This is a genomic window from Microvirga pakistanensis, from assembly GCF_004458765.1.
Taxonomy (GTDB): domain Bacteria; phylum Pseudomonadota; class Alphaproteobacteria; order Rhizobiales; family Beijerinckiaceae; genus Microvirga; species Microvirga pakistanensis.
On sequence record NZ_SPJX01000184.1, the window covers coordinates 230,150 to 256,818 of the forward strand.

The window sequence follows — 26,669 nt, forward strand, 5'->3', positions numbered from 1 at the left end:
CGGCCTGACCGGCTAAATGCCGGCTGCAGAGACCTTTCGGCGGCGGATGGGGCCATGCTGGACGACAAAGACAGGATCCTCGTTGGGGCCTTGCGGAAGAATGCCCGGGAAAGCCTCGTGGGGCTTGCCCGCAGCGTCGGGTTGTCCCGCAGCGCCACCCAGGAGCGGATGCGCCGCCTCGAGCGTGAGGGCGTGATCAAAAGCTATACGGTGGAGCTGGGTCTGGAACACGATCCCGCCGTGAGGGCCATGATCGCCGTCACCTTCGAGCCGGGCTTTCGCTGCAAGCAGGTGGTGCCCGCCTTATCCGGCATTCCCGAGATCAAGGCCTGCCACTCGCTGACAGGCTCCATCGACCTGATGGTGATGGTCGCCTGCGATTCCAACGCGACCCTCAATTCCATCCGGGATGCCGTCGCGGCCGTGAAGGGAGTGGCCACCGCCACGACCCATATCGTGCTGGCCACCGAATGGTCGCGGGAGTGACGGGTTCCACCCCTCAGGTCTTTGACAGGAATCGGCGCGGATCGATGTCGAAGTGGAGGACATCCTCGCGCGTGCCCAGCTTCTCATAGAGCGCAATGGCAGGATCATCCCCGTGATCGGCCTGCACGAAGACGACCCAGGCGCCGCGATGCCGGGCGATTCCGCAGAGATGCTCGATCAGCCCTGTCGCGATCCGGCGCCTGCGCTGCTCCGCCTTCACGGCGAGATCGTAGATATAATATTCGCGCCGAGCCTTCTCGAACTTCTCGAGTTCGTAGGCGACAAGACCCGCGACCACGTCTCCGCCCGCGAGCGCGACAATGACGGCGATGTGTTCCTTTCCGAGGAGACTCTCCAGGTAGGCGTCCCCGGGCGGCTCCGCGCTGTAGCTGTCGGAATCCTCGAAAACCTCCGCAAACAAGGCATTGAGTTTCCGCATCAGGTCGAGGTCGGCTGGACCGAGACGTCGGATCTGTACGGGTGTTTCGGCCATTCGCGTCTTCCCGAGCATCAGGGGCAGGCTCGACATTGCGTGCGGCTGGACAAAAAGGAAAGGGCTCCGAAGAGCCCGTCGTTGGACGTATAGGCGTGCGGTTTGACCGGGCTGACATGGAGCCCGACCTCGATGGAGGAGAACTTTGTTGGCCCTCTTCGATGTCTGATCGGTGCGCTCCCGCATATGGAGCCACAGATGGAGTCACTTGGTCAGCATGTCGGCAGCATGGGTCCGGCTCCAGCGCTTCGGGGGAGCGTTCTTCATGAATTGTTGTCTCACTTCATTCCTATCCGGTGCCTAGCGGAAGCTCGGCCTGTGGATTATGGGCACAGTCGCCGGTTTCCTCCTCATTCCGGGGCGCCCTGGTTTATGGAACAGGTTTGGAGAATTACGCCTCGTGCGCTACCCGCCCCAAATCCTCGAAGAGATCCGCGCCCGGCTGCCGGTTTCGGCCGTGGTGGGCAAGCGCGTGCGCCTTAAAAAAGCGGGGCGGGAATGGAAGGGCCTGTCGCCGTTCAATGCGGAGAAGACGCCGTCCTTCTACGTGAACGACCAGAAGCAGTTCTATCACTGCTTCTCCTCCGGCAAGCACGGCGACATCTTCACCTTCCTGATGGAGACGGAGGGTCTTTCCTTCCCTGAGGCGGTCGAGCGGCTGGCCGGGGAGGCGGGAGTGCCCCTGCCCAAGCTCACGCACGAGGACCGCGCCGAGGAGGTGAAGCGCAAGACACTCTACGACGTCATGGACATGGCGGCGGAGTTCTTCGAGGCTTCTCTCCAGGGCCGCTTCGGCATGAAGGCGCGCGATTATCTCGCGGGACGGTCCCTGAGCCCCGAGACGCAGAAGTGCTTCCGGATCGGCTATGCGCCGCCGGAGCGGTTTGCCCTGCGCGACCATCTGGCGGCCAAGGGGATCTCCATCGACATGATGGCGGAGGCGGGTCTGCTGATCGTAGGGGAAGACGTCAAGGTGCCCTACGACCGGTTCCGCGACCGGGTGATGTTCCCGATCTGCGACGTGCGTGGGCGCGTGATCGCCTTCGGCGGACGTGCCATGAGCGCCGACGCGCCGGCGAAGTATCTGAACTCGCCGGATACGCCGCTCTTCAACAAGGGGCGGCTCCTCTACAACTACCACCTGGCCCGAAAGCCCGCCCACGACCGAGGGACCGTGATCGCGGTCGAAGGCTATGTGGACGTGATCTCATTGAGCGTGGCGGGCTTTCCCAATACGGTCGCGCCTCTCGGCACGGCGCTGACGGAGGATCAACTCGCCCTTCTGTGGCGGCTCTCGGAGGATCCGATCCTCTGTTTCGACGGCGACAAGGCGGGCCGGCGGGCGGCCTACCGTGCCCTCGACACCGCCCTGCCGAACCTCTCTTCCGGCAAGTCCCTGCGTTTTGCCCTTCTGCCCGAGGGGCAGGATCCTGACGATCTCGCCCGGTCGGGGGGGCGGACGGCCATCGAGAGGGTGCTGGCTGCGGCCAAGCCGCTGGTGGACATTCTCTGGGCGCGGGAGACCGAGGCGGCGCCGCTGGATACCCCGGAGCGGCGGGCGGCCCTGGAGCGCAGGCTTCGCGAATCACTTGCCCTGATTCGCGACGAAACCCTCAGGCGCTACTACCGAGAGGACGTCGAAAGCCGCCTCGCCGGACTGAATCCCGACTCCCGCGCAAACCGCTTCAACCGGCAAGGGGGAGGGGGAAGGCGGGACTTCCGGGGCCCTGCTCCGACCACGCCGAACGCTCCCAAAAGCGTGAGCCCCCTATTGGCGAAGAGCCGTATTTTCGTCGGCACCACACCCGGAGCGGCCCGCGAAGCAACGATCGTCTGTATCTTCCTGACGCACTCGGACCTTATTTCAAAACACGCAGAAACCCTTGTAGACCTTGAATTTGAAGGGCGGGACGCTCAAATGATGCGAAGTCTCCTGCTGGACAGCGCAGCCAGCGGCGAACCCGCCGACACCACGGTCATGCGGGCGCGCCTCGAGCGGGCCGGGCTGACCCAGGCGGCGGACAGGCTCAACGCCCTGGTTCGCCCCGGGGACCGCTGGATGCTCGATCCGCATGCGGATCCCTTGCGGCTTGAGGACGCATTGAGGCAAGCCATCACCTTGCATCGCCGGGCGCGCACGTTACATAGCGAACTTCGGGCCGCCGAGCGCGCGCTCGCCGAAGAGGACAACGAGACCAATCTCGCCTGGCTGCGGGAGGTCCAAAACCAGCTGTCCTCCGTCGAGGGTGCCGAGGCCGACTTGGACAAGAACGGGTCCGCTGGGGGAGCCGGCTTCTAAAAGGCGGGATATGGCTCAAGACGGGCGGGAGATGGTTAACGGTTAGTCAAGTGACTTGCTGTTGAATGGTCAGGAATTTCCGGGTGGCCGGGCCCAAGGGCCTTGCTGCCCATTCGCGTATCGTCAATCTCGCTGGGGAGGCTGACGGGGCGCCGGAGTAGAGCGAAGCATGGCAACGAAGGCAACCGAACGGGACGAAGGCGAGACGACAGCCCCGGAGCAAACGAGCGACGGGCCTCTGCTCGACCTGAGCGATGCCGCCGTTAAACGGATGATCAAACTCGCGAAGAAGCGCGGGTACGTCACCTATGATGAATTGAACGAGGTCTTGCCTCCGGAGGAGTTTTCTTCGGAGCAGATCGAGGACGTGCTCGGCCAGTTGTCCGAGATGGGCATCAACGTCGTCGAATCGGAAGAGACGGACGAGGGCGCCCAGGCCGAGGCCGAAGAGGAGGAAGCCGAGGGCGGCGATCTCGTCGAGGCGTCCCAGAGCCGCGCCGTCGCGGTTCGGGAGACCACGGCCAAGGAGCCGACCGACCGCACGGACGACCCGGTGCGCATGTATCTGCGCGAGATGGGCTCGGTCGAGCTTCTCTCCCGCGAGGGCGAAATCGCCATCGCCAAGCGCATCGAGGCCGGCCGCGAGGCGATGATCGCAGGCCTTTGCGAAAGCCCGCTGACCTTCCAGGCCATCATCATCTGGCGCGACGAGCTCGTCGAAGGCCGGGTGCTGCTGCGCGACATCATCGATCTCGAAGCCACCTATGCCGGACCCGACGGAAAGGGTGCGCCCAAGGTCGACGCCCTGGGCGATGAGGGCGAGGACGAGGCGCCCGAGGGCGACGAGGCCACCCCGCCGGAAGGCGAGATGGACGATGAGGACATGGAGAACAACGTGTCGCTCTCGGCCATGGAGGCCGAGCTGAAGCCGCGCGTTCTCGAAACCTTCGATTCCATCGCCGACAACTACAAGAAGCTGCGCCGCCTGCAGGTCGAGCATGTGGAACAGCGCATGCAGAACAAGCAGCTGACTCCGGCCCAGGAGCGCAAGTACCGCGAGCTGAAGTCGGATATCGTCGGCGCGGTCAAGTCGCTGTCGCTCAACAACAACCGCATCGAAGCGCTCGTGGAGCAGCTCTACGACATCAACAAGCGCCTCATTTCCCATGAGGGCCGTTTGATGCGCCTGGCCGAGAGCCACGGCGTCGCCCGCGAGGAATTCCTCAAGCACTACCAGGGCTGGGAACTCGACCCCAAATGGGTGCTGCGCGTCTCGAAGCTCGGCGGCAAGGGCTGGAAGGACTTCGTCGCCAACGCGAAGGACGGCATCCACGATTTGCGCGAGCAGATCCACAACCTGGCGAGCGAGACCGGCCTGGAGATCCAGGAATTCCGCCGCATCGTCATGATGGTGCAGAAGGGCGAGCGCGAGGCCCGTCAGGCCAAGAAGGAGATGATCGAGGCGAACCTGCGTCTCGTGATCTCCATCGCCAAGAAGTACACGAACCGCGGCCTTCAGTTCCTGGATCTGATCCAGGAGGGCAATATCGGCCTCATGAAGGCGGTCGACAAGTTCGAGTACCGTCGCGGCTACAAGTTCTCGACCTACGCGACCTGGTGGATCAGGCAGGCGATCACGCGCTCCATCGCGGATCAGGCCCGCACGATCCGCATCCCGGTGCACATGATCGAGACGATCAACAAGATCGTCCGCACCTCGCGCCAGATGCTGCACGAGATCGGCCGCGAGCCGACCCCGGAGGAGCTGGCCGAGAAGCTCGCCATGCCGCTGGAGAAGGTGCGCAAGGTCCTCAAGATCGCCAAGGAGCCGATCTCCCTCGAGACGCCGATCGGCGACGAGGAGGATTCGCATCTCGGCGACTTCATCGAGGACAAGAACGCGATCCTGCCCATCGATGCGGCGATCCAGTCGAATCTGCGCGAGACCACGACCCGCGTCCTCGCCTCGCTCACGCCCCGCGAGGAGCGCGTGCTGCGCATGCGCTTCGGCATCGGCATGAACACCGACCACACCCTCGAAGAGGTCGGCCAGCAGTTCTCGGTGACCCGCGAGCGTATCCGCCAGATCGAAGCGAAGGCGCTCCGCAAGCTCAAGCATCCCTCGCGGAGCCGCAAGCTCCGGAGCTTCCTCGACAACTAGGCGAATTCGAAAGGCGGGCCCTCGGGACCCGCCTTTTTCTTGGAAGCCGATGAAGTATCGAGGCTATTCTTGAACAGCCAGCTCTTCGAAGCGTGGTACGACGAAGCCGACGAAAGCGTTGCCTTGACGCCCGTCAGTGAAGTGCGCCGGCTACGAGCCGCTGGAGGCTGGCTGAAGGCGCCGGTCTTCTTGCATAGGATCGAAGCGGATACCCTCGAAGAAGCGGTCGAGACTCACCAGCAGAAGATGGACTGGGACACCTTCTGGGCTCACAAGGACGTGGTTCAGCTCTGCCGGAATTGCGGAATTCGTTACTTTCTCAAGCGTTCCAATCCTTGCCCCAACTGCGGCCATCACCCTGAAGCCAGCGCCCCATGATCATCAGCCTCACCATCATTCTCTTTTGCCAACTCGTCGGCGAGGTGATCGCACGCGGCCTCGGATGGCCCGTGCCGGGTCCCGTGCTCGGCATGCTGGCTCTGCTTACCATTTTGGGCTTGCGTGACCGGCTCAAAGAAAAGGTGCCGGGATTAGGCCGCACTCTCGACTCGACAGGCAAGGGGCTGCTTGCGCATCTCTCGCTCCTGTTCATTCCGGCGAGTGTCGGCGTCGTCCAGCGGCTCGACGTGCTGGCGGCCCATGGCGCCGGACTTGTCGCCGCCCTGGTCGTCTCCACATTCGTCACGCTCGTCGTGACGGTGGTGACCTTCGTGGCCGTGTCGCGCTTGAGCGGTTCGTCCATGGCGGCCGCAGACGAAGCCGGGGTGGGCGAGAAGCCGTGAGCGATCAGGCCTTTTCCCTCTGGGTCTATCTCTCGCAGACCCCGCTGCTCTGGCTCGTGGTGACGCTGGGCGCTTACGTGACCGCCGACCGGATCTCACAGGTCTTCGGTCGTCATCCCCTGTGCAATCCGGTCTTGATGTCCGTCGCCGCGGTGGCGCTCGTGCTCTGGACGACGGGCACGTCGTACCCGGTCTATTTCGAAGGCGCGAAGTTCGTGCACTTCCTGCTTGGCCCCGCCACCGTCGCGCTTGCCATTCCGCTCTACGAGAACCGCCGCGTCGTGCTGCGCGCCCTCGTGCCGATGGTGGCGGCGTTGATCGTGGGCTCCGTCACGGCGATCGTCTCGGCGGTGGCCGTCGCGCAGGTGTTCGACATGCCTCGGTCCATCCTCATTTCTCTCGCGCCGAAATCCGTGACCGCGCCGGTTGGAATGGCCATCACGGAAACCCTGGGCGGCGATCCGGCGCTGACGGCCATTCTGGTCATGCTCACCGGCGTCATCGGCTCTATCATGGTGACGCCGCTCATGAACGCGCTGCGCATGAAGGACTGGCGGGCCCGCGGCTTCGCCGTCGGTCTCGCCTCTCACGGCATCGGGACGGCGCGGGCGTTTCAGGTGCATTCCCTCGCAGGCACCTTCGCGGGCATCGCCATGGGGCTCAACGCGTTGGTGACGGCCCTGCTGCTGCCGCTCGTGCTAGCATGGCTGATCGGATGATCAGGGGGCCGGCGCGGTGCTGCCCGTGCTCGGGGGATCGTCCGATCTTGCCTCGAGAGCGGGAATGATGCCGTCCGCGACAAGGGCGTGGAGCTGACCGATGTAATTGTCTTCCCGCGAAGGCTCCGTCGGGTTCGAAGTCATCACGACGGTCATGCCGAGGCTCGGCGCCACGTAGACCATCTGTCCTCCGAAGCCCCAGGCGTAATAGACCATGTGGCCGCGCATCTCGCGCATGAACCAGCCATAGCCATAATGGTCGCCCGTGAACGGCGACGAGGTGCGGGGCTGCCAGGATTCCTTGATCCAGTTCTCCGGCAGCACCCGTCTGCCGTCAATCACGCCGCCTTGCCGGACCATCTCGCCGAACCGGAGCAGGGCACGCGGCGACAGCGCCATCTCGTTGCCGCCGAGAAAGATGCCCTGCGGGTCGCGGGTCCAGGGCGGCACCATCACGTCGAGGGGCTCGCCGAGCCATTCCCGCGCCAGCTCCAACGTGCTGCGCTTGGATGCTTTCGTAAGAGCGGCCGACAGCAGATGCGTGCTGCCCGTGGAGTAGAGCATGCGTCCGCCGGGCTCGTCCGCGAAAGGCCGCGTCAGGATGTAGCGAACCCAATTGTCGCTGCTGACCCAGGCACCGTAGTTGCGGCCGGAGGTCCGCTCCAGCCCGGCGCGCATGGAGAGAAGGTGGCCAATGGTGATCCGCTTGACGCGGGGGTCGGCATCCTGCGGCACGCTGGAGCCGAGAAGCTCCGCGACCGGCTGATCGACGCCCTTGAAGACGCCACGCTCGATGGCGGCGCCGACAAGCGCCGACAGGATGGTCTTGGACGCCGACTTGATATTGGTCGGACGCTCGAGGCTGGAGCCCTTCAGGGCCTGTTCCGTGACGATGTTCCCATGTTGGGAGACAATGAGGGAGCGAAGGTTCTCGAGTTCTCGCACCTTTGCGGTGAGAGCCTCGACACCGGGAGACGGAGCGGACGCCGCGGCCGGGCTCAAGGGCACGGCCACGGTCAGGACAATGAGGCTGGTGCGCAGAAGGTCGAGGAAGGGCATACGGCTCAGGCGTTGTTTCTTGTGGTTGGATAAACGCCTTCGTCCCATGGCGTTCCAGCGCCGCGATGCTCCACACCGAATCGTGAGGTCTGCTCTGCGGCAGGTCTCCGCCTTGAGCATCGAGGTCCTCGACCGAGGAGCGCCTCACCTGCGCCTCGGCTCAGGTGGGGCGATGATGCGTCTCGTCTTGATCAGAACAGGAAATCCGCAGCGCCGATCATGGCTTTCTGGACGTTCAGCAGCGTGATCGTTTGGCCGTTGGCCTTGATGAACACGTCATCCGCACGCCCGTCGCTGTCCGCATTGCCTTGCGTGATCGACAAGGCACTGAAGCTCAAGGAATGGCCGCGCAAATCGATGCGGTCGCTGCCGTCCTGGAAGGCGCTGATCCTGTCCGATCCCCATTGACCTGCGAAGCGGAAGACATCGGCGCCGGCGCCGCCGCTGAGGATGTCGTTGCCGGCGCCGCCGTCCAGCGTATCCTTGCCGTCCTCGCCGTAAAGCGTATCGTTCCCGGTCTCCCCGCGCAGCGTGTCGTTTCCGGCTCTGCCGTAGAGCTTGTCGGCTCCGGCGCCGCCCTTGATCAGGTCGATTCCGGACGAGCCATAGAGAGTGTTGGCGCTCGCCGTGCCGGTGATGAGCTTCACGAGGGTCGGGTCGATCAGGTCGAGTTTCACGTTGCTGGCGCCGATCGTCACCTGCTTCGTGACCGAGACGATGTTGGCCGCCGAATAGGTGACCTTGTAGGTGCCGGCCGCCAGAGCAAGGCTGTAGCCGCCCGCGCTTCCCGAGATCGTGGAATAGCGCGCCCCGGTGGAGCTCACGGCGGTGACCGTGATGCTCCCCAGCGCCTCGCCGACATCGTAGAAGCGGTCGCCGTCCTTGTCGTCCATGGTGACGCCCGTGAGAAACACCTTCGAGCCGGAGCGCGCGAAGTTCTCGGTGACGAAAGCGCCGTTCCAGCCCTTGTAGGCGCCCGTGTTGAAACCGATGCCGATCTCGCGGAACGTGCCGTTCAGGATGTTGGCCTTGTGGCCCGGGCTGTTCATGAGATTGCTGTGCAGAAGCTGCACCTCGTCCTGATAGCCGGTGGGACTGCGGGTGCTGGCCCAGGCGATGTTCTCGGCGGACGACCAGGAGCTGCTGAACACATAGCCGGCGCTTTTCATGCGCGCGGTCGGCGTCGAGCCGTTCACGCCCGTATGGGAGAACGTGTCGGTCGCAATCATCCAGTTCGTGTGGGAATCCGCTGACGTGTTGAGATTGCCGTTGAACGCCAGAGGTTGTGCGCCGACCTTCGCCCGCGCCGAATTCACCAGCTCAAGCATGAGCTGCTCATAGGCTGTCGCCTGTGCCATGAAGAACGCCCCTTATCGCTTTGTTCTTGGTGCCGGTCGATCCGCACCTTGCTTGTCCAAGGTTGAGTAGGGGCCAATTGGGAAAAACGTGTGGCGACGGGGAGGTAAAATGATACTTTGTATCGATCTCCTATTGTCGAGGTAACAACCCTGCCTTGCAGGATGCTCGGGGGTTATGGAGGAACAATCTGGTATATAGCCGGCATGGAAACGCCTCACAGGGCCGGGCGCCGCTTGGCCTAACCACAAGAATGACCATGGATAGCAAGTCGCCTGCCTTCGCCGCTGCTCCGGTTCGAACCTCCATCGAGCGGGTGACCATCCCGATTCTGGCTGCAATCAGCGTCTCGCACCTCCTCAACGACCTAATCCAGTCCCTGCTGCCGGCGATCTATCCGATCCTCAAGGCGGATTTCCATCTTGATTTCGGCCAGATCGGCCTGCTCACGCTCACCTTCCAGCTCACGGCCTCCCTCCTGCAGCCGCTGGTGGGCATCTATACGGACAAAAAGCCGCAGCCCTTCTCGCTGGTCGTCGGCATGGGCTTCACGCTCGTCGGCCTGCTCACCCTGTCGCGCGCAGGCTCCTATCCACTGCTGCTTCTCGGTGCGGCCCTGGTGGGGATGGGCTCCTCCGTGTTCCACCCCGAATCCTCCCGCGTGGCCCGCATGGCCTCCGGCGGGCAGCACGGATTGGCGCAATCGGTTTTCCAGGTCGGCGGCAATGCGGGGTCCGCCCTGGGGCCGTTGCTGGCGGCCTTCATCGTCGTGCCCTTCGGCCAGTCGAGCATCGCCTGGTTTTCGGCCGTGGCGCTCCTCGCCATGGTCATCCTATTCAACGTGGGACGCTGGTACCGGGCAAAACTCGTGGACCTGAAGGCCAAGCCGCGTGCGACGGCGACCGCATCGTCGTTGTCGCGCAAGCGCGTCGGCGCTTCGATCGCGATCCTGATGCTGCTCGTGTTCTCGAAGAACTTTTATACCGCCAGCATCTCCAGCTACTTCACCTTCTATCTCATTTCCAAGTTCCAGCTGTCGGTGCAGGAGGCGCAGGTCCACCTCTTCGTGTTCCTCGGCGCCGTGGCGGCGGGCACGGTGATCGGCGGACCCATCGGCGACAGGATCGGACGCCGCTACGTGATCTGGATCTCGATCCTCGGCGTGCTGCCGTTCACGCTGCTGCTGCCCTATGCCAACCTGCTCTGGACCACGGTTCTCAGCGTCGTCATCGGTCTCGTCCTGGCCTCCGCGTTCTCGGCCATTCTCGTCTATGCGACGGAGCTCGTGCCGGGTCGTGTGGGCATGATCGCGGGGCTGTTCTTCGGCCTCTCCTTCGGCATGGGGGGCTTGGGTGCCGCGGTACTGGGAGAACTCGCCGACCTGACCAGCATCGAGACGGTGTACAAGATCGTGTCGTTCCTGCCGGCGATCGGGCTTCTCACCTATTTCCTGCCCAAGATCGAGAAGGCCCGCGCTTAAGGCGCGGGGCTCTCGAGGGCAAGCTCCGCCTGTTCCGCTCTCCCTGACGGCGCCACGGCCTGGACGGCCATGCGCCGCTCGTGCTCGAGCAGCCACTTCTTGCGCCAGAGCTTCCCGCCGTAGCCGGTCAGAGATCCATCGGCGCCGATCACCCGGTGGCAGGGAACGATGACGGCGACCTGATTGGCCCCATTGGCGCGCGCCACGGCGCGGGGCGCATCGGGCCGTCCGATGAGGCGTGCGATCTCGCCATAGCTGCGGGTGCTTCCCAAGGGGATCTGGCGCAGGGCCTCCCATACGCCCGTCTCGAATGGACTGCCTCTCTGGACGACAGGCACATCGAACGATGCCGAACGGCCGGAGAAGTAGCGTTCCACCTGGCGAGACAGCTCATCCAGAAAAGGGCTGCGCCCGAAGCAAATGGGGCCGACACGCTTCCTGAGCCGTGCGATTTCGGCAGGGAGCGCCGCGCGCTCCGCAAATTCCAGCAGGTGCAGTCCGGTGCCGTCTGCGATGGCCACCATGGCGCCGATGGGAGTGTCCAGCCATTGCGCCGTCAGAATCGGCCGCTCCGACGCGCGGGCGGGAGCATCGCCGATAAGTCTGGTGATCGCATCCCGGAACCCGCTTCCGGACTCGTAGCCCGCATCCAACTGCGCATCCATGACCGATCCTCCCCGCAGCAGGCGGGTGACAGCGTATCCCAATCGCTGGGACCGCGCATATTGAGCGAAGGTGACGCCATATTCGCGTTGAAAGGCGCGGCGGGCGGTGGACGGATCGTAGCCGAGGGCCCTCACGTCTGCTGCGCTCCACTTCCGCTCCGGCTCCGCCCTGATCTTCTCGCGCAGGATTTCGAGGGCGCCGTTCGGCACGCGCTGGCGATCAAAAGGCCTGCAGCGCAGGCAGGGGCGGAAGCCTGCCTCTTGCGCCGCCTCGCAGCTTCCGAAGAAGACCGTGTTGCTGCGCTTCGGCTTGCGGGCCGGGCAGGTGAGGCGGCAGAAGATGCCGGTGGTCTTCACGCCCACATAGGCGAAACCTTCATAGGAGGGATCGCGGGCGATCAGGGCGGCAAAGAGAGTATCGTCGTCGGTGATCATGACTCTCTTGTACCTCGGATCGGGGAGCCGTGCCGCCGGAAACGAGGCGTCGATTTTCTTCGGCTAGCGGGCTGCAGCGGAGGCGACATCGACGCTCAGGCGCATCTCCGGGTGAATGCCGCAGATGATGTCGTAATGGCCCGGCTGGTCGAAGCCGAGGGTGACCGTGTCGCCGGGGTTCTGCCCGTCCGAGTTGAAGCTCATGTTCGCGCCGTCGACGCGCACATTATGCGTGCGCGTGTCGTCGTTGAGGATGCGCAGGGCCTCGCCCACCTTCAGCAGGATCGCCCCCGGCGAGAAGCGCCTGTCCTTCTGGCTCACGGTCGTGGTGGCGACGGCCTGCGCCGTCGCGCCCCAGGCGATGGTCTTCGGCGGAAGGCTCGTGGGACGCGGAGGGTCGTCGCTGGAGAGCGTGTTGAGAAAGGCGACGAGCTGCGCGCGCTCCGTCTCGCTGAGCTCGATCGCTCGCGGAAGATCGGCCGAGAGGGTAGGGCGCTTCACGATCCCTTTCGCATAATGATCCACCACGTCCTCGAAGGTGGCGAGCGAACCGTCATGCATGTAGGGCGCGCTCCACACGCGCTCGCGCAGGCTCGGCGTCTTGAATGCGTGATCCGCCGCCTTCACGCCCAGAACGGGGCCGCGCCCCTTGTCCTGGCTGCGGAGGCCGATATCGTGAAAGGCCTCGTCGGTGAAGCGCCAGCCCTGGTGGCAGGCAACGCAGCCTGCCTTGCCGACGAAGAGCGCGAGACCGGCGAACTCGTCCTTGTCGAGAGCCCTGTCGTCGCCCTTGACCCATCGGTCGAACCGGGTCTGCGGCGAGACCAGGGTCCGCTCGAATGCGGCGAGCGCCTTCATGAGGTTGTCGCGCGTGACGGCGGGATCCTCGGGGAAGGCCGCCGCAAAGGATTTCTGCATCAGCGGATCGGCTGCAATCGCCTTGGTGGCGCGCTCCAGATCGCCTCCCATCTCGCGCTTGTCCTCGATGGGAATCGCCGCCTGTGCCTCCAGGCTGTCGGCGCGGCCATCCCAGAACCAGGAAAGCCCCCAGGCCATGTTCCAGAGCGGCGGCGTGCGTCGCTCGAGGGGCGCCCCGTCGAGGCCGGGATGACGATCGACGCCATCCGAGAAGGATAGCTCCGCCTGATGGCAGGTGGAGCACGCAATCTCGCCGGAGCCGGACAGGCGCGTGTCGTCGAAAAGGGCCGCACCCAGCCTCACCTTCTCCGGGGTCGTTGGATTGGCCGCGGGTGCGGGCGTGTGGTCGGGACGCGCGAAAGCCTGTCGCCAGTGCTCGACGTCGATGGCGGCGGGCTTGTCCGCCGCTCCCCCGACCAGCGTGGCGACCATCAGGGCGGGCAGAGCCCGCCGCAGACGGGGCAAGCCTCTGCGCATCCTACGCGTTACCGAAAGTTGCCGAGCTGAAGCTCGAACTTCGCGACGGCGCTCAGGAAATCGCTCGCGTCCTTCACCGGCTGCTTGGGCGGCGTCACGGCGGGGAACACGGCCTTCAGGTCGTCGAGGCTCGCCTTGAGGGCCTTCGCGGCCTCCGCGTCCTTCGCATTGGCTTCCTGCATCACCGCGCCGACGAGGCGATCCGTCTCGAACACGAAGCCGCGGGCATCCTGATATTCCACCACGTTGGCGATGCGGTTCTTCTCGATGGCTTCGCCATATTCATCGGCGGCCTGCTGCAGCACTTCGAGCGCCGTTTCGAGGGTGAAGTAGAGCCCCTGCGTCTCCTTGGCGCGAACGGCCGTCTCGGCCGCGGCCAGCCGCTCGTCGAGGGCCGTGCGGGCGCGGGCATAGGCCTCCTTGTTCTTTGCCTTCACGGTCTGCGACAGGGACTTCAGGGCCGCCTGAAAGGGCGCGATGTTGAGGGCCTTCAGGTCGTCGCGCAGGCTCGCATAGATCTCCTCTTCCGGGTGCAGGAAGTGAGGCAGGGCGTCGGCCCATCGGCCAGCCTCGATCAGCTCGCTGCCGACCAGCAGATGGCCGCGGATCATCTCGATGCCGCGATAAAGGTGAAGGGAGGGGGCGAGCTTCGCGGCGCCTCCGCCTTCTCCTTCGCCGCCTTCACCCTCGCCACCGGCGGTCGCCGGCGCGGCGTGGCCTTGATGCGCCTGGGCAAAGTGCAGCAATGGCTGATTCGCCTGGGCCTGAACCGTGGCCTGCGGATAGGCCGGAAGGCTTGCGGCTTGCGAGGCGGCCGGAGCCGCAACAAGGGCCACGGTGCTCAAGCCCGCCCAAATCTTGCGCTTTTTCATCATTCCCCCTCCCGGCGGGTCGAGCTCAGCCGGCGGCTAGTTTAGAAAACTTAAAAACTACTAGGCTTTACAAGCACTTAGCTACATCCTATGAGGCCTGAAAGCAAGTCTGAAGGTCCTGTCACGATGTTGATCACCATTGCGGATATCCTGTCGTCCGGCGAGGCTGAAGAGATCCGTGCTGCGCTGGGCGCCATGCGGTTCGAGGACGGGCGCGCCACCGCGGGCTGGAGCGCGAAGCTCGTGAAGGACAACGAGCAGGCACGCGAAGGCGCCGCCCTCACGCTCCTGCGGGAGCGGGTGACGAGTGCCATTCGTTCGAACGACGTCTTCGATCTCGCCGTGCGGCCCAAGGCGCTGACGCCGCTCCTGTTCAGCCGCTACACGCAAGGCAAGCACTACGGCTCGCACGTGGACAATCCGCTGATGAACGGCGTGCGAACGGATGTGTCCTTCACGCTCTTCCTGGCGGATCCCGACACCTACGAGGGTGGGGAACTCGTCATCGAATCGGTCTCGGGAGAGGAGGAAATCAAGCTCCCGGCCGGACATCTGGTGGCCTACGATTCGACAAGCCTTCACCGGGTCGCGCCGGTCACGCGCGGCGAGCGTCTCGTGGCGGTGGGCTGGGCTCAGAGCTACGTGCGCGAAAGCGCCAAGCGGGAACTTCTGTTCGATCTCGAAACCGCACGGCGCAACCTCTTCGCTCAAGCCGGCAAGACGCCGGAGTTCGACCTGCTCGCCAAGACGGGCGCCAATCTGTTCCGGATGTGGGCCGAGGTTTGAGAAGCGCCGTTCGATCGAGCCCTCAGGCCGTCATCGCCCGTCTCGTGCCGGTGATCCCGGTTACGGGAAACGCATTGCTCACGTCATCGCGAGGGCCGGGGCCTACTGCCAGGAGTAGTTGAAGCTGATGCTGATGCGCTCGCTGTCGGCCTCGTTCAGCGGCACCTCGTGGCGAAGCCAGCTTTCCCACAGCAGCACCGTGCCGGGTGCAGGCTTCATATAGGCGAATTGCCGGTTCTCCGGCTTCGCCTTGGCCTTGCGCGGCGGGGCCGCCATCATGAAGCCGAGGCGCGGATCCTCGAGCTTGAGCGCGCTCGCGCCTTCCGGGATGGTGACGTAGTAGGTGCCGCTGATCACCGAGTGCGGGTGGATGTGGGACGTGTGGATGCCGCCCGGCGGCAGGATGTTGATCCACAGGCTGTCCATCACCAGCTTGCGGCCCTGAAGGTCGTACTCGAGTTCCTTGGCGAAGGCCACCACATGCTTGTCGATATCCTTCAGCAGATCCCCGAACACCGGCACCCGCCAGGGCAGATCGTTGAGCGAGGCGTAGGAGGTGTAGCCCGGATAGCCGTTCTTGGCGCACCAGCGCTGTCCTGCCTCGTCATCCTCCGCGATGGACAGGCAGGCTCCTTCAAGCTCGGCGTTGCGGCGCTCGGCCTTCGTGCCGGTCAGTTCGGCGCGGTAGATCTTGGTGACGAAAAGCGTATCGATGCTTGGCATGGTCCGGCTCTATGACGACGGGGCTCTGTCAAAATGATTGCCCTTTTGGGGCGCATAGCATCTTTTCTCAAGTCATTCCTCCCCATGCCTTGAACGAGCCGTGGGGGCAACACACCTTGGCCTTATGATGTCGCTCTCTCCTCTGGCGGGTCTTCCGGACGACATGTTGTCCCTGGCCCGCAGTCTCGATGCGGAAACGCTCCCGCGAGTCATTGCGTTGCGGGACTGGCTGGTGACCACGGCAGCCCGGATGGAGGATTCGAACGAGGTTCTGAACGGCTTTCTCAACCGTCTGATCGAGATCGGGCTTCCGATCGACCGGGCCGTATCGGCCATCGAGGCGCTTCATTCCGAATATGCCGGAATCGGGCGCTTCTGGACCCGGGAGCAGGGCACGATCGTCCGCTACCTTCCGCATGGCGACCGGCGCGAGGAGGTCTACCAGAAGAGTCCCTTCGCGCATGTGAACCGCACCGGCGAATGGCTTGCCCTCGATCTAGCGCAGACGCCCGACGATCTCTTCCCGGTCATCCCGGAACTGAAGCAGGCGGGATATCGCCATTATCTCACCATTCCGATCCGCTTCACCAACGGAGCCGAGAATGCCATCTCCTTCGCGACCCGGTCGCCGGAAGGGTTCGGTCGACGCGGGATGACGATCCTGCAGCTCGTCATCCCGTCCTTCGCCCTGGTCACGGAACTGCGCGCCACCAGCAACCGGCTGGACGAAGTGCTGCGCATCTATGTGGGTGACGATCCGCACAAGGCCATTCTTTCGGGCGCCATCCAGCGTGGGCAGGTGACGCGGATCCGCTCGGCGATCCTTTTCGCCGACATGCGCCAGTACACGCGCATTTCCTCAGCCTTGAGTCCAGAGAGCGCGGTCGAGCTGCTGAACAACTATTTCGACTGCCTGGTGCCTCCCATCGAGGATGAGGGCGGGGAGGTTCTGAAATATTTGGGCGACGGACTTCTCGCCATCATGCGCGATCGCGGCGACGACACCGGCGGCGCCGCGCAATCGGCCCTGACCGCAGCCACGAAAGCCCTGCGGCGCATCGAGGCGGCGAACAACGAAGGGCGGTTTCCGGTGCAGATCGATGTGGGCTTCGCCCTGCATCATGGCGATGCGGCCTACGGCAATGTCGGCTCGGGCCAGCGCCTGGATTTCACGGTGATCGGACGGGACGTGAACCTCGCAAGCCGGATCGCCGACCTCAACAAGCGCCTCGGCGAACCGTTACTGATGTCGAAGCCGTTCGTGGAGCACCTGTGGGGCAATCCCCATCCGCTCGGCGCCCATGCCGTCGAAGGCTTCGAGGAGGCGGTCGAGGTCTACAGGCCCTAAAGCATCCGACGTGAAAAGTGGACCTGCACTTTTGGAATCGACCCGATACTTCCTCTCTCGAACAGGAGCATCGTTCGGGCGGACCCGAAGGGCCGCGCAAGCGGCCCGTAGGGCCACGTTAGTGCAAACCGGATCCACATTTCACTGACGCGGCCCTCTGGGTCCGCACGGTGCCCTAGAGCCGATCCCGCTCATGCGGCGCGCCCAGGTCCATGACGGGGCCGAGGGGAACGATCCCGGTCGGATTGATGGTCTTGTGGCTCTCGAAATAATGGTTCTTGATGTGCTGGAAATTCACCGTCTCCGATATTCCGCCGGTCTGATACAGATCGCGCAGATAGCCCGAGAGATGCGGGTAATCCGCGATGCGTCTCAGGTTGCACTTGAAATGCCCGACATAGACGGGATCGAAACGCACGAGCGTCGTGAACAACCGGACATCCGCTTCGGTGAGAACATCGCCGCAGAGATAGCGCCGCGAGGCGAGGCGTGCATCAAGCCAATCCAGCGTTTCGAACAGCGGGCGTACGGCTTCTTCATAAGCCTGTTGCGTGGTGGCGAAACCCGCCTTGTAGACGCCGTTGTTGACCGTGTCGTAGATGCGCGTGTTCAGCGCATCGATCTCGCTCCGCAGAGCGTCCGGATAATAATCGCCGGGCTTCGCGCCGACGCCGTCGAAGGCCTCGTTGAACATGCGGATGATCTCGGCGGATTCGTTGCTCACGATGACGGCTTGCGTCTTGTCCCAGAGGACGGGCACCGTCACGCGGCCCGTGTAGGTGGGCTCCGCCGCCGTGTAGATCTGATGCAGGTATCGTGCGCCATGGAGCGGATCCGGGATCGTGCCGGGCCCGGGCTCGAAATTCCAGCCCTGATCGAGCATGCGCCAATGCACGATGGACAGGCTGATCATCTCCTCCAAGCCCTTGAGCCGTCGCACGATGAGGGTGCGGTGCGCCCAAGGGCAGGCCAGCGAGACATAGAGATGGTAGCGTCCGGGCTCAGCCTTGAACCCGCCCCTTCCCGTAGGACCCGGCGCCCCATCGGAGGTGATCCAGTTGCGGAAGGCCGCATTGTTGCGGACGAATCGCCCGCCCGTACTCTTCGTATCGTACCATTGGTCCTGCCAAGCCCCGTTCACCAGCAATCCCACCAGGTCGCTCCTTCACAATCCGCGTGGCCTCTCCGCCATGTGGCTCTGCCCGGCGCAGTTCCGGGGAGGGGCAGGCGGCCAGACTGTGCTGCCGGCCCCATTTCTTCGTCAAGAGCGGGAAGAGACCTGTCAAACAGGGGGGTGACGAACGGCTCTCCCTCGGTTAGATCATATCGGGCCTTCCCTGGAAGGGCCTGTAGCTCAATGGTTAGAGCCGGCCGCTCATAACGGTCTGGTTGCAGGTTCGAGTCCTGCCGGGCCCACCACCTAACAAAATCAGTGACTTAGGTTGGCATTTAGCGTCATTAGCGACACTGATTGGCGACAGTAGTTGAGCGGCCATATGGCGGAACGCTAAGGTCTGTACGCGGCATGAAGCTGGTAAATTGATTCTGTGATGCCAGATTGAGTTGGCCTTATGCTTCTTGTCGGAAGCTAGCTCTGGTGCAGCCGTTTCTTGGTACCGGCTTTGGAGGGATATGGCACAGGTCGCTCGATGCCGAGCAAGGTTAGACAAGGCGAATGGTCATTTCGTACTCGTAATGGACCTTTGGCGTTCATTAGTTGCCGAAGCTTGGGTGTTATTAAAACTTTTTTATAGAACTGTCGTGATCCCGACAGACGCGATGCGGCTTCGCCTCTAAACGAGCATCAAACAAGATGACCAACAGCCGACATCATGCCCTGCCAAAGTCTAGACGTGCTTTCTTACAATGTAGCCCAGTTCGATCCTACAGAGGCTTCAGAGCTTCAGCCGCTGGTTAAGTGCCTCCTGTCCCTTCTTAGCCAAATCGATGATGAGTATGAGCGGGACTGCGTGAAACTTATCCAAACCATGCCTGATACCGCTATGCGAGTTCGTGCATTGGCGGTCCTCAAGTCTCGGCACTTGGCAAGGCGTGGAAACTACGTCCGAGAGTTGATTGCCCTTCGCGAGCAATCGGTATGACAGCAATCGTCGTTCCAATGCCCAAGTCGGAGGCTTGTGCATTTTCCACAACCGAAATGGTTGTGCTGCATCGAGTTCAAGAAGGAGCACAAATCAATACGATTGCGGCGGAACTCGGCTTAGCTGAGTTGATCGTGAAGGAGTATATCAAGTCGATCTTGAGGAAGGTTCGTACCAATAGAATAGAGTTGAGCGTGGATTTTGAAGCAAATACGTCACCGCAATCGGCTGATCGCTTGTCGCCAACCTAGTTGGTGTTGAAGGTGGGAGTGTCGGTTCGGTTAACGTCTCTAAAGACACTGTCTCAGCGCAAACGATGCGTCATGGTGCAGCCCCGAGTACCCCCGATTTCGACCGTTCTACCGGCCTTCAGCCCGTCGAAATCCGGCTTCTCCCGAGGGGACCCGCCGGCGGAAGCTCCGATTGGTGAAAGCCGCCTCCGACATCATTGATGGTCCGGCCGTGAGAGCGCTGGCTCAGGTCTATTGTCTCTGGCTTATGGCCTAGCACTATGCCGGATTGCGAGCCCGGAACGCGAAGCATCCCGCGAACTCGGCGAGCCCGCCGCGATGTCGGCAAGGGCGGTCAGCGGTGGCTCTTGGGGCCATGTCCGTGGACCCCCGCGGCCTGGTAGCCCCGCAGTTCCCCGTACCGGCGGACCTGCTCAGGCGTAAGCACGCCGAGTGTGGAGAGATGATACCGCAGGTGGGCCAGGCGCAAGGCGCCCTGTGTCGCTCCGATGGCGGCGGTGGTTGACTGCAGGCTCGCCGGGGTGACGGACCTGGTGGCAAACTGCCGGTCAAGATCCGCTTCCTGCGCGATCAGGCGCTCGCCCAGCGGCACCGTCTCCGCTGTCATGGCCGCATACAGCTCCTGCATGCGGGCGCGCTGCTCCGCAGTCAGCCCGAGCCGGTCGCCGAGTTCCAGAACATGGATCGGTCCCGGGTAGCCGTTGAGCTCCGCCGGCAGGGCCAAGCCCATGCCGCTGCCGGCCCGGAGGTCGGCGATCTGCTGGTCGGACAAGGCCTTTACGGCACGCTGCTCCCAGCCGGAGTAGGGTGAGGCGGGGGCGTGCTGGGCCTGGGCCGGGCCGATGACGAGCATTGCAGCGGTTACAACCCAGAAGCGCGGCATGGATGACCTCCATCAGGTTTGCTTGAGGATGGCCAGTCTCTCCAGCGAATTCAACCTACTGGCTGGTGACGGCAACACTGGGCTGCCCTTCATCGACTAGCTGGATCCCGTGTATATTTTGTTTCAGTTACCATATCAGGCTTACCCCAGCGGACGTCGTGTGTGGACTTCGAAGCGGCGAGCGTCACCGCCAGCTTCGAGAGGACCGCGCCAGGATGGATGTACTCCGGTCCGGTCCTCATCCTGTGCTTGCCTGACGATGCGAGCGCCCGACTTGTACCCGATCAACCCAGGCCCGTAGTACGCGAGGCAGACTGATCCCAGGGCACAATCCCTTCCGGGAGGGTCTAACCCTCAAGGGTCGGCCGCTCGGCCCGCTTGTTGACCAGGCGAGGCATGTCGGACATCTGCTCGGTCAACCAGGGCTCGGCATCCTCAGGGTTTCGAAACAGAGGCGGACTCTTGTCCGCGCACGCACCGAAGCCGGCTTCGAGAAACCACAATCCGCCCTGGCCATCGTGCGCCTCCGGGGAGAGGCGGACGAGAACAGCCAGCAGGTCCGTACCCCAGAACACCAGAAGCCCCTCCCGTTCGGGCGTGCCTTCGGTCAGTTGGACCGGCTGATAGGTGAAGGCGGGCATCGCAGCGAGCCTCCCGCTCGGATCACGGCGAGGCTTCGCGTTATGGCCGCGATCAAGACCCTAGGATGGATAAATGTACGAAACCGTACAATGCGGCAGTCCGATACGGAGCAACTCCAGAGAGCAGGGGAGGCCGACCAACCCACATCCGGTCGGGACTTTGCGCACAATTCGTGTTTGTTTTCCTTCTATTGGAGAAGAATTGTTTGGCTATACTGAGAAACTGGAGGCGGCAACTTTCTATCTCAGAAAATAAAAAGGGGCGAAATTATATGAAATAGAAGGGAGAAAAGCCTAATTTAGACTGATTCCGGATTGTTGCTTTACATTCTTTCACAGTCTTATATCAGAAAAACCTGTCCTTTCCGTCGCTAATGGGCTAGAGTTTTTCTACCGCTTGCAGGCACTGACCGGGGCGCAAGCGGCTGAGAGTAGCATGTGCTCCCGCCCCAATAGCGGAGAGAGCCATGCACTCTCCTCAGCAAGTCTCCATCGAGAACCGCCTTCTCGCCGTGCTGTCCCCGGAAGACTTCGCGCGCCTCCAGCCACACCTTGAGTCTGTGTCACTGGACATGCGCCAGGTTCTGATCGAGCCCAACACAGCGATTGCGTACGTCTACTTTCCTGAAGCCGGCATGTCGTCGGTGACCAACAACAGCTCCGGCGGCAAGATCGAAGTCGGGGTGGTGGGACGGGAAGGCATGGTCGGCCTGCCGATTGTCCTCGGGATCGACCAGACTCCTTACGAGCACTTCATGCAGATCGCAGGCCATGGCTGGCGCATCGCCGCGGACGATCTGGAGCAGGCGATGGCCCAGAGCAGGTCTCTGCACCGGCAACTCCTGCGTTACGCTCAAGCCTCCCATGTTCAGGCCTCCGAGACGGCATTCTCCAACGCCAACAGTGACGTTGAGGCCCGCCTGGCCCGCTGGCTGCTGATGTGCCACGATCGGGTGGATGGGGATGACATCCAGGTGACCCACGAGTTCATCGCCATAATGCTGGGGGTGCGCCGACCGGGGGTGACGGTGGCGCTTCACATGCTCGAGGGCATGCACGTTATCAGAGCGAAGCGCGGGCTGATCACCGTGCTCGACCGAGCCAAGCTGGAAGAGCTGGCGGATGATGCCTATGGCCTGCCCGAGGCGGAATACACGCGCCTGATGGGGACGGAGCCGCGAGATGCCGCGCTACTTTCTTCATCTGCGGTACCCGGCAGCAGAGGATGGCTTCGCCCGCGACCATGAAGGCGATGAAGTTCCAGACCTGGGTTCACTCAGGCAGCATGTCGTGACCACCGCACGAGACCTGATGAAAGGTGCTCGCCTGAAGGCTATTCCGGACTGGCTGAAATGTTCGTTCGAGGTGACGAACGAGGCCGACACGGTCGTGCTGAGGCTGCCGTTCTCGGACGCCGTCAAATAACCGAAGAGGGCGCCTCGGGAGATCCGACGTGAACGCCAAATCGCGGTCAGCGGCTCCTCGGAACGCCGCGCTGTGTCCGGCCTTATCGCCTGAAGGCATTCCATGCTGCCCCTTCAAGAGGCGGAGTATCATCGGCCGCTGGTCTGTGCTTCATCCAAGCATCGGCCTCCTCCGGCGTCGCGAACAAAGGTGCGTCGCTGACATGGCATTGACCGAACCTTGCTTCCAGGTGCCAGCGTCCCTTGTGCTTAGGATCATGAGCCTGCCCGTCGAGGCGGACGATCACGGCCGTCAACTGGGCATCCGCAGAGATGAGCTTGCCCTCGCTGTCATGGTGGTCGATGAGCACGTTGACGGGCTGGTAGGTGATGTCGAGGGGCATGGTGCACTCCATGGCCATCATAGGCGGGAGCACACGTGACTCTCAGCCGCCAGCGCTTGGGAAACCATGCTGACGATGCAGGTCAACGCCGACGGGGTAATTTCGTTCAGGCAGATGACAGTCCTGGCTGAAGCAAGACCAAGGCCTCCGGAACCTTGAGCTGGCGGTCGGAATTGAAAACCAACCGATCACTGCGACGCTCGATGAGATGGCCAATCAGAATGACACAAACCAGGATGAGTTGCTGGAACAGCAGCGGGTCCTGGCGGAGTTCGGAGACTTTGCGCTCAAGACCGAAGCCATTGATGACATTCTCAACCGGGCCTGCGAGCTGGTGGGCCGTGCGCTCGATACCGACCTGTCCAAACTCATGGAGCTCCTGCCCGACGGCAGGACCTTCAAGGTTCGGGCGGGCCTTGGGTGGCGGCCAGGGATCGTCGGCGAGGTCACCGTCACGGCGGCCGCGAACTCGCCGGAGGGGCTGACCCTCAAGGAGGGGGCGGTCATCTCCGCCAATATTGAGGAGGAGGATCGCTTCGAGTACCATGATTTCATGAAGGAGCATGGGGTTAGGGCCTTCGTGAACGTGCTGGTGTTGAGCAGCAACGGGCGTCGACCCTTCGGTGTGCTTCAGGCGGACAGCCGCAAGCCCCGGAAATTCACGCAATCGGACATCGAGTTCCTGCGTAGCTACGCCAATCTGCTCGGCGCCGCCATCGAGAGGCTGCGGGTGGTGGACGAGCTTCGGGCCGCCGTGAGGGAGAAGGATCTCCTGATCGGCGAACTCAATCACCGGGTGAAGAACACCCTTGCGACGGTCCAGTCCATCGCCTCGCAAACGCTCCGGAACTCACCTTCGGTCGACCATGCGTCGGAGGCCATCGAGAGCCGGCTCATCGCGCTTTCGCAGGTCCACAACGTGCTGACCGACCGGAGCTGGGCGCATGTGGGTCTTCACGACATCGTTGCGCAGGCGGTGGAACCGTACCGCAGCCGGGGGGAGAACCGGATCCATGTCCAGGGACCTGGCCTCCAGGTGCCACCCCGCGTCGCCCTGGCTCTGGCGATGGCGCTCCAGGAACTGACGACGAACGCAGTCAAGTATGGAGCCCTGTCCAACGGTACCGGACAGATCAGGGTCCATTGGACCCTGAATGGCGCGAGTTCGCCGCCGCAATTGCGCTTGCTGTGGGAGGAGACAGAAGGGCCGCCTGTTCAGAAGCCCGCCCGACGCGGTTTCGGGACGCGGCTCATCGAGCGCAGCCTGGCTCAGGAACTGGGCGGAGAGGTACGGATCGAGTTCTTTCCGGGCGGGGTCGTGTGTTCAGTCGATGCTCCCCTGATGAGCTAAGGCGATGACCGCTGAGCCCATGCCAATTCGTGATCGAAGCCCGCCAGATGTCCTGATCGTCTTGGGACCTGTGACGCCAAAACGCGAGATAAAGTCTTGCTTAACCCCTACGAGGTAAGCTAAAGGTAGGCGGTACGGTATCCCGTTTCGTTATGCCGCAGCGAGCTGCTCAGAGACCTCAGGGGCAAGTGATGACAAATCTGGACGAAATGAAAAGCGTCATTGTCGCTACTGTCCGTGATGAAGAGCTGGCCTTGTCGGCCTGCTACGCAGCCGAAGCCTATGTGAGGCGCTGGCCGTTCGTTTTCATGGTGACCGGTTGGGATGTCTGGAACAAGGGCAAGTCAGCGCTCAAGCCTGAGGTCATGCACTGGCTCGAGGGCATTGAGTCGTCATATGACGTGTACCTGTTTCCGAGCGGTGGCGGCCTTGTTGCATTCGGGAACGAGAGCGCGGCCTTTCAGTTCGAACTGCGGTGGTCCGGGAAGAGGGGGCTGACCCGGGCCGAGGCATTGTCCGCTCTTCCCCAGGACTGGAATCCTCATCCCCTCAAGAGCACCTTCGAGCCGCAGCATCTGGACGCAGCCTAAACCAAGGGCGAACCGTCGGACACGCGATCCGGCAGAGGTGCACATGCGGCATGAGGGACGGGGCGAGGCGTTCGATGGCTAACGCCGGAGGCGTTTGATGTTGGCCCGAACCTTCCTCCGATAGCCCTTGACTACCCTGTGCGCCGTTCCGCCGCTGGCGATGATGGCGGCTGCCTCACCTAACGCAGCTACCTTCTCCGTGACCATCCGAAGGTTCTCCTCGGGCGATCCTTGGCCCAGTGCCATTTGAGACACGCGGGTCCAAATGACAGACTGGGCCTCAAGCCCGAGCATGGTTGCATCCATGCTCAACCGGAACCAGGAAAGAAACATTTTCGACTCCACCCGCGACGTATGGTTGCCAACTCGGAATTGACCTGATTGATCCCGCATGAATGAAAAAGCAGGATCTTCCTGCGCACTTTCCGTCAAGCAGGGAGAACAGGTTTCCGCTCAACCCGACCGGGAATCGGGCAGGCCCGGTCATATTCTGCCCATCGTGTAGAACTCTTCGTTAGGGCGCATGCTGGTGACATTGGCCAGGCGGTTCGACATGCCGAAGAAAGCCGCGATGGCGGCGATGTCCCAGACGTCCTCCTCGCTGAAGCCGTGGGTGCTCAAGCGGGCGAAGTCGGAATCATCGACCGCGTAGGCCTCGAAGGCCACCTTCATGGCGAAGTCGAGCATCGCTTTCTGCCTGTCCGTGATGTCGGCCTTACGGTAATTGACGGCAACCTGATCGGCGATCAGCGGGTTCTTCGCCCTGATGCGCAGGATCGCTCCATGAGCCACCACGCAATACTGGCATTGATTGGCGTTGCTGGTCGCCACCACAATCATCTCGCGTTCCGCCTTCGTGAGATTTCCCGGCTTGTCCATCAAGGCATCGTGATAGGCGAAGAAGGCGCGGAACTCGTCGGGGCGGCGGGCCAGAACAAGGAACACGTTCGGAACGAAGCCGGACTTCTCCTGGACTGCGAGGATACGCGTCCGGATGTCGTCCGGCAGATCGGCGACTTCTGGGGTCGGGAAGCGGCTGATCGGCGCTTGGCTCATGAGTCTTCCTTCCTGTCGGAGGGCTTGCGGGATGGAGCATCCCTGGCAACTCGTCGACCCTCAGCTTATTGACCTTGGCTCCAGCGGACAACGTGCTTAAATGTGGGGCAGGGGGAGAGAATTCATGAGCGCCCAGATTGCTTCCGATGAGCCCATCCTGGTCCGCGAGGAGCGGGAGGGAGTCGTCACCCTGACCTTGAACCGACCCGGTCAGTACAATGCGCTGTCGGAGGAGATGCTTCAGGCATTGCAGCAGAATCTGGACGGGCTCGCCGCGGACGAGAGTGTTCGCTGCGTCGTGATCGCGGCCGCCGGCAAAGCGTTCTGTGCGGGGCACGACCTCAAGCAGATGCGCTCCAATCCCCGTCAGGATTATTACGAGGATCTGTTCCAGCGCTGCGGGCGCGTCATGCAGAGCATCGTGAACCTGCCGGTTCCTGTGATCGCCAGGGTGCACGGCATGGCGACGGCGGCAGGATGCCAGCTTGTGGCCTCCTGCGATCTGGCCGTTGCCGCCGAGAGCGCGACATTCGCCGTCTCCGGCATCAATGTCGGTCTCTTCTGTTCGACCCCGGCGGTTGCGCTCTCCCGCAACGTCGCTCCCAAGCAGGCATTCGAGATGCTGGTGACGGGGCGTTTCATCTCGGCCACGGAGGCTCTCTCCTACGGCCTCGTCAACCGCGTGGCGCCGGATCCCGAGCTCGATGCGGCCGTTGCATCGCTCACGTCCGACATCTGCTCCAAGAGCCCCGTCGCGATCCGCACGGGCAAGGCCATGTTCGCCCGGCAGCGCAGCATGAGCCTGGAAGAGGCTTATGCCTATGCGGGACAGGTCATGGCCTGCAATATGATGGCCGAGGATGCGGCGGAGGGCATCGACGCCTTCATCGGCAAGCGCAAGCCCGTGTGGAAGGGACGCTAGTTCGCCC

27 protein-coding genes and 1 tRNA gene are annotated in these 26,669 nt (G+C 63.0%); 16 read left to right on the forward strand and 12 right to left on the reverse strand.

What is annotated here, in order from left to right:
* Window positions 1-54 precede the first annotated feature (54 nt).
* Window positions 55-486 (forward strand): Lrp/AsnC family transcriptional regulator, encoded by a 432-nt coding sequence (locus E4K09_RS08865; protein WP_134496380.1) that lies wholly within the window; start codon window positions 55-57, stop codon window positions 484-486.
* 13 nt (window positions 487-499) lie between these two features.
* On the opposite strand, the gene E4K09_RS08870 is transcribed toward E4K09_RS08865, so the two are convergent.
* Window positions 500-979, reverse strand: coding sequence for an AAC(3)-I family aminoglycoside N-acetyltransferase (locus tag E4K09_RS08870; RefSeq protein ID WP_134496381.1), 480 nt, complete (start codon window positions 977-979; stop codon window positions 500-502).
* 400 nt (window positions 980-1,379) lie between these two features.
* Here E4K09_RS08870 and dnaG point away from each other — a divergent pair, with 400 nt between their 5' ends.
* From dnaG to E4K09_RS08895, 5 genes are all read left to right on the forward strand, one after another.
* On the forward strand, window positions 1,380-3,278 hold the full coding sequence (dnaG, locus tag E4K09_RS08875; RefSeq protein WP_134496382.1) for a DNA primase: 1,899 nt from the start codon (window positions 1,380-1,382) through the stop codon (window positions 3,276-3,278).
* 169 nt (window positions 3,279-3,447) lie between these two features.
* Window positions 3,448-5,439 (forward strand): RNA polymerase sigma factor RpoD, encoded by a 1,992-nt coding sequence (rpoD, locus tag E4K09_RS08880; protein WP_134496383.1) that lies wholly within the window; start codon window positions 3,448-3,450, stop codon window positions 5,437-5,439.
* A gap of 69 nt (window positions 5,440-5,508) precedes the next feature.
* Window positions 5,509-5,817, forward strand: coding sequence for a hypothetical protein (locus tag E4K09_RS08885; RefSeq protein ID WP_134496384.1), 309 nt, complete (start codon window positions 5,509-5,511; stop codon window positions 5,815-5,817).
* Entirely contained in the window at window positions 5,814-6,221 is a 408-nt protein-coding gene (locus tag E4K09_RS08890) for a CidA/LrgA family protein (RefSeq protein WP_134496385.1), read from the forward strand. Before E4K09_RS08885 ends, E4K09_RS08890 begins: the two co-directional genes overlap by 4 nt.
* Window positions 6,218-6,940, forward strand: a complete 723-nt coding sequence (locus E4K09_RS08895; RefSeq protein ID WP_134496386.1) for an LrgB family protein — start codon at window positions 6,218-6,220, stop codon at window positions 6,938-6,940. The genes E4K09_RS08890 and E4K09_RS08895 overlap by 4 nt, the downstream gene beginning before the upstream one ends.
* On the opposite strand, the gene E4K09_RS08900 is transcribed toward E4K09_RS08895, so the two are convergent.
* Window positions 6,941-7,999 carry a serine hydrolase domain-containing protein gene (locus E4K09_RS08900; RefSeq protein ID WP_134496387.1) on the reverse strand — a complete coding sequence of 353 codons (1,059 nt, stop codon included), beginning with the start codon at window positions 7,997-7,999 and terminating at the stop codon, window positions 6,941-6,943.
* A gap of 191 nt (window positions 8,000-8,190) precedes the next feature.
* Window positions 8,191-9,357: a CAP domain-containing protein gene (locus tag E4K09_RS08905; RefSeq protein ID WP_134496388.1), complete on the reverse strand. Its 1,167-nt coding sequence runs from the start codon at window positions 9,355-9,357 to the stop codon at window positions 8,191-8,193.
* 257 nt (window positions 9,358-9,614) lie between these two features.
* On the opposite strand from E4K09_RS08905, the gene E4K09_RS08910 reads away from it, so the two are divergent.
* Entirely contained in the window at window positions 9,615-10,835 is a 1,221-nt protein-coding gene (locus tag E4K09_RS08910; protein WP_204985706.1) for an MFS transporter, read from the forward strand.
* On the opposite strand, the gene E4K09_RS08915 is transcribed toward E4K09_RS08910, so the two are convergent.
* The 3 genes from E4K09_RS08915 to E4K09_RS08925 all read right to left on the reverse strand — a co-directional run bounded on the left by E4K09_RS08915 (window position 10,832) and on the right by E4K09_RS08925 (window position 14,202).
* Complete coding sequence (locus E4K09_RS08915; protein ID WP_134496390.1) at window positions 10,832-11,935, reverse strand: bifunctional transcriptional activator/DNA repair enzyme AdaA; 1,104 nt, start codon at window positions 11,933-11,935, stop codon at window positions 10,832-10,834. The two genes, E4K09_RS08910 and E4K09_RS08915, sit on opposite strands and share 4 nt — an antisense overlap.
* A gap of 63 nt (window positions 11,936-11,998) precedes the next feature.
* A complete protein-coding gene (locus E4K09_RS08920) occupies window positions 11,999-13,318 on the reverse strand; it encodes a cytochrome c peroxidase (protein ID WP_244610423.1) in 1,320 nt (439 codons plus the stop codon).
* 20 nt (window positions 13,319-13,338) lie between these two features.
* A complete protein-coding gene (locus tag E4K09_RS08925) occupies window positions 13,339-14,202 on the reverse strand; it encodes a hypothetical protein (protein WP_134496392.1) in 864 nt (287 codons plus the stop codon).
* A gap of 126 nt (window positions 14,203-14,328) precedes the next feature.
* Here E4K09_RS08925 and E4K09_RS08930 point away from each other — a divergent pair, with 126 nt between their 5' ends.
* Entirely contained in the window at window positions 14,329-14,988 is a 660-nt protein-coding gene (locus E4K09_RS08930) for a Fe2+-dependent dioxygenase (RefSeq protein WP_134496393.1), read from the forward strand.
* Window positions 14,989-15,090: 102 nt separating this feature from the next.
* Here the strand turns inward: E4K09_RS08930 and E4K09_RS08935 are convergent, their stop codons facing one another.
* Window positions 15,091-15,711, reverse strand: coding sequence for a TIGR02466 family protein (locus E4K09_RS08935; protein WP_134496394.1), 621 nt, complete (start codon window positions 15,709-15,711; stop codon window positions 15,091-15,093).
* A 127-nt stretch (window positions 15,712-15,838) separates the two neighbouring features.
* Between E4K09_RS08935 and E4K09_RS08940 the strand changes: the two genes are divergently transcribed.
* A complete protein-coding gene (locus tag E4K09_RS08940) occupies window positions 15,839-17,059 on the forward strand; it encodes an adenylate/guanylate cyclase domain-containing protein (RefSeq protein WP_193557270.1) in 1,221 nt (406 codons plus the stop codon).
* 175 nt (window positions 17,060-17,234) lie between these two features.
* On the opposite strand, the gene E4K09_RS08945 is transcribed toward E4K09_RS08940, so the two are convergent.
* Complete coding sequence (locus E4K09_RS08945; RefSeq protein ID WP_134496395.1) at window positions 17,235-18,212, reverse strand: glutathione S-transferase family protein; 978 nt, start codon at window positions 18,210-18,212, stop codon at window positions 17,235-17,237.
* A gap of 190 nt (window positions 18,213-18,402) precedes the next feature.
* On the opposite strand from E4K09_RS08945, the gene E4K09_RS08950 reads away from it, so the two are divergent.
* Window positions 18,403-18,478 (forward strand) — tRNA-Ile (locus E4K09_RS08950).
* A 679-nt stretch (window positions 18,479-19,157) separates the two neighbouring features.
* A complete protein-coding gene (locus tag E4K09_RS08955) occupies window positions 19,158-19,412 on the forward strand; it encodes a LuxR C-terminal-related transcriptional regulator (RefSeq protein WP_134496396.1) in 255 nt (84 codons plus the stop codon).
* A 334-nt stretch (window positions 19,413-19,746) separates the two neighbouring features.
* On the opposite strand, the gene E4K09_RS08960 is transcribed toward E4K09_RS08955, so the two are convergent.
* Entirely contained in the window at window positions 19,747-20,295 is a 549-nt protein-coding gene (locus E4K09_RS08960) for a Spy/CpxP family protein refolding chaperone (protein WP_166802228.1), read from the reverse strand.
* Between the two features lie 347 nt (window positions 20,296-20,642).
* Window positions 20,643-20,936, reverse strand: a complete 294-nt coding sequence (locus E4K09_RS08965) for a hypothetical protein (protein WP_134496397.1) — start codon at window positions 20,934-20,936, stop codon at window positions 20,643-20,645.
* Window positions 20,937-21,403: 467 nt separating this feature from the next.
* On the opposite strand from E4K09_RS08965, the gene E4K09_RS08970 reads away from it, so the two are divergent.
* Together E4K09_RS08970 and E4K09_RS31010 are read left to right on the forward strand one after the other, a co-directional pair.
* On the forward strand, window positions 21,404-22,183 hold the full coding sequence (locus tag E4K09_RS08970) for a Crp/Fnr family transcriptional regulator (RefSeq protein ID WP_134496398.1): 780 nt from the start codon (window positions 21,404-21,406) through the stop codon (window positions 22,181-22,183).
* Window positions 22,119-22,361 carry a DUF6894 family protein gene (locus E4K09_RS31010; protein WP_425293827.1) on the forward strand — a complete coding sequence of 81 codons (243 nt, stop codon included), beginning with the start codon at window positions 22,119-22,121 and terminating at the stop codon, window positions 22,359-22,361. Before E4K09_RS08970 ends, E4K09_RS31010 begins: the two co-directional genes overlap by 65 nt.
* 82 nt (window positions 22,362-22,443) lie before the next feature.
* Here the strand turns inward: E4K09_RS31010 and E4K09_RS08975 are convergent, their stop codons facing one another.
* On the reverse strand, window positions 22,444-22,743 hold the full coding sequence (locus tag E4K09_RS08975; RefSeq protein ID WP_134496399.1) for a hypothetical protein: 300 nt from the start codon (window positions 22,741-22,743) through the stop codon (window positions 22,444-22,446).
* A gap of 208 nt (window positions 22,744-22,951) precedes the next feature.
* On the opposite strand from E4K09_RS08975, the gene E4K09_RS08980 reads away from it, so the two are divergent.
* Window positions 22,952-24,094, forward strand: coding sequence for a sensor histidine kinase (locus E4K09_RS08980; protein WP_134496400.1), 1,143 nt, complete (start codon window positions 22,952-22,954; stop codon window positions 24,092-24,094).
* Window positions 24,095-24,285: 191 nt separating this feature from the next.
* Window positions 24,286-24,684, forward strand: a complete 399-nt coding sequence (locus E4K09_RS08985) for a hypothetical protein (protein ID WP_134496401.1) — start codon at window positions 24,286-24,288, stop codon at window positions 24,682-24,684.
* A gap of 483 nt (window positions 24,685-25,167) precedes the next feature.
* Here E4K09_RS08985 and E4K09_RS08995 read toward each other — a convergent pair whose 3' ends face one another.
* Window positions 25,168-25,740 carry a peroxidase-related enzyme gene (locus tag E4K09_RS08995; RefSeq protein WP_134496402.1) on the reverse strand — a complete coding sequence of 191 codons (573 nt, stop codon included), beginning with the start codon at window positions 25,738-25,740 and terminating at the stop codon, window positions 25,168-25,170.
* Window positions 25,741-25,864: 124 nt separating this feature from the next.
* Here E4K09_RS08995 and E4K09_RS09000 point away from each other — a divergent pair, with 124 nt between their 5' ends.
* Window positions 25,865-26,662 (forward strand): enoyl-CoA hydratase, encoded by a 798-nt coding sequence (locus E4K09_RS09000; protein ID WP_134496403.1) that lies wholly within the window; start codon window positions 25,865-25,867, stop codon window positions 26,660-26,662.
* Window positions 26,663-26,669 lie beyond the last annotated feature (7 nt).

Bases quoted from the DNA above. Each gene is read 5' to 3' on its own strand.
- E4K09_RS08865 (WP_134496380.1), top strand. From the start codon at position 55: ATGCTGGACGACAAAGACAGGATCCTCGTTGGGGCCTTGCGGAAGAAT.
- E4K09_RS08925 (WP_134496392.1), bottom strand. From the start codon at position 14,202: ATGAAAAAGCGCAAGATTTGGGCGGGCTTGAGCACCGTGGCCCTTGTT.
- E4K09_RS31010 (WP_425293827.1), top strand. From the start codon at position 22,119: ATGCCGCGCTACTTTCTTCATCTGCGGTACCCGGCAGCAGAGGATGGC.
- E4K09_RS08940 (WP_193557270.1), top strand. From the start codon at position 15,839: ATGTCGCTCTCTCCTCTGGCGGGTCTTCCGGACGACATGTTGTCCCTG.
- E4K09_RS08905 (WP_134496388.1), bottom strand. From the start codon at position 9,357: ATGGCACAGGCGACAGCCTATGAGCAGCTCATGCTTGAGCTGGTGAAT.
- E4K09_RS08975 (WP_134496399.1), bottom strand. From the start codon at position 22,743: ATGCCCCTCGACATCACCTACCAGCCCGTCAACGTGCTCATCGACCAC.
- E4K09_RS08985 (WP_134496401.1), top strand. From the start codon at position 24,286: ATGACAAATCTGGACGAAATGAAAAGCGTCATTGTCGCTACTGTCCGT.
- E4K09_RS08995 (WP_134496402.1), bottom strand. From the start codon at position 25,740: ATGAGCCAAGCGCCGATCAGCCGCTTCCCGACCCCAGAAGTCGCCGAT.
- rpoD (WP_134496383.1), top strand. From the start codon at position 3,448: ATGGCAACGAAGGCAACCGAACGGGACGAAGGCGAGACGACAGCCCCG.
- E4K09_RS08935 (WP_134496394.1), bottom strand. From the start codon at position 15,711: ATGCCAAGCATCGATACGCTTTTCGTCACCAAGATCTACCGCGCCGAA.
- E4K09_RS08900 (WP_134496387.1), bottom strand. From the start codon at position 7,999: ATGCCCTTCCTCGACCTTCTGCGCACCAGCCTCATTGTCCTGACCGTG.
- E4K09_RS08910 (WP_204985706.1), top strand. From the start codon at position 9,615: ATGGATAGCAAGTCGCCTGCCTTCGCCGCTGCTCCGGTTCGAACCTCC.
- E4K09_RS08980 (WP_134496400.1), top strand. From the start codon at position 22,952: ATGGCCAATCAGAATGACACAAACCAGGATGAGTTGCTGGAACAGCAG.
- E4K09_RS08955 (WP_134496396.1), top strand. From the start codon at position 19,158: ATGACAGCAATCGTCGTTCCAATGCCCAAGTCGGAGGCTTGTGCATTT.
- E4K09_RS08930 (WP_134496393.1), top strand. From the start codon at position 14,329: ATGTTGATCACCATTGCGGATATCCTGTCGTCCGGCGAGGCTGAAGAG.
- E4K09_RS08970 (WP_134496398.1), top strand. From the start codon at position 21,404: ATGCACTCTCCTCAGCAAGTCTCCATCGAGAACCGCCTTCTCGCCGTG.
- E4K09_RS08915 (WP_134496390.1), bottom strand. From the start codon at position 11,935: ATGATCACCGACGACGATACTCTCTTTGCCGCCCTGATCGCCCGCGAT.
- E4K09_RS08870 (WP_134496381.1), bottom strand. From the start codon at position 979: ATGGCCGAAACACCCGTACAGATCCGACGTCTCGGTCCAGCCGACCTC.
- E4K09_RS08960 (WP_166802228.1), bottom strand. From the start codon at position 20,295: ATGCCGCGCTTCTGGGTTGTAACCGCTGCAATGCTCGTCATCGGCCCG.
- E4K09_RS09000 (WP_134496403.1), top strand. From the start codon at position 25,865: ATGAGCGCCCAGATTGCTTCCGATGAGCCCATCCTGGTCCGCGAGGAG.
- E4K09_RS08965 (WP_134496397.1), bottom strand. From the start codon at position 20,936: ATGCCCGCCTTCACCTATCAGCCGGTCCAACTGACCGAAGGCACGCCC.
- E4K09_RS08890 (WP_134496385.1), top strand. From the start codon at position 5,814: ATGATCATCAGCCTCACCATCATTCTCTTTTGCCAACTCGTCGGCGAG.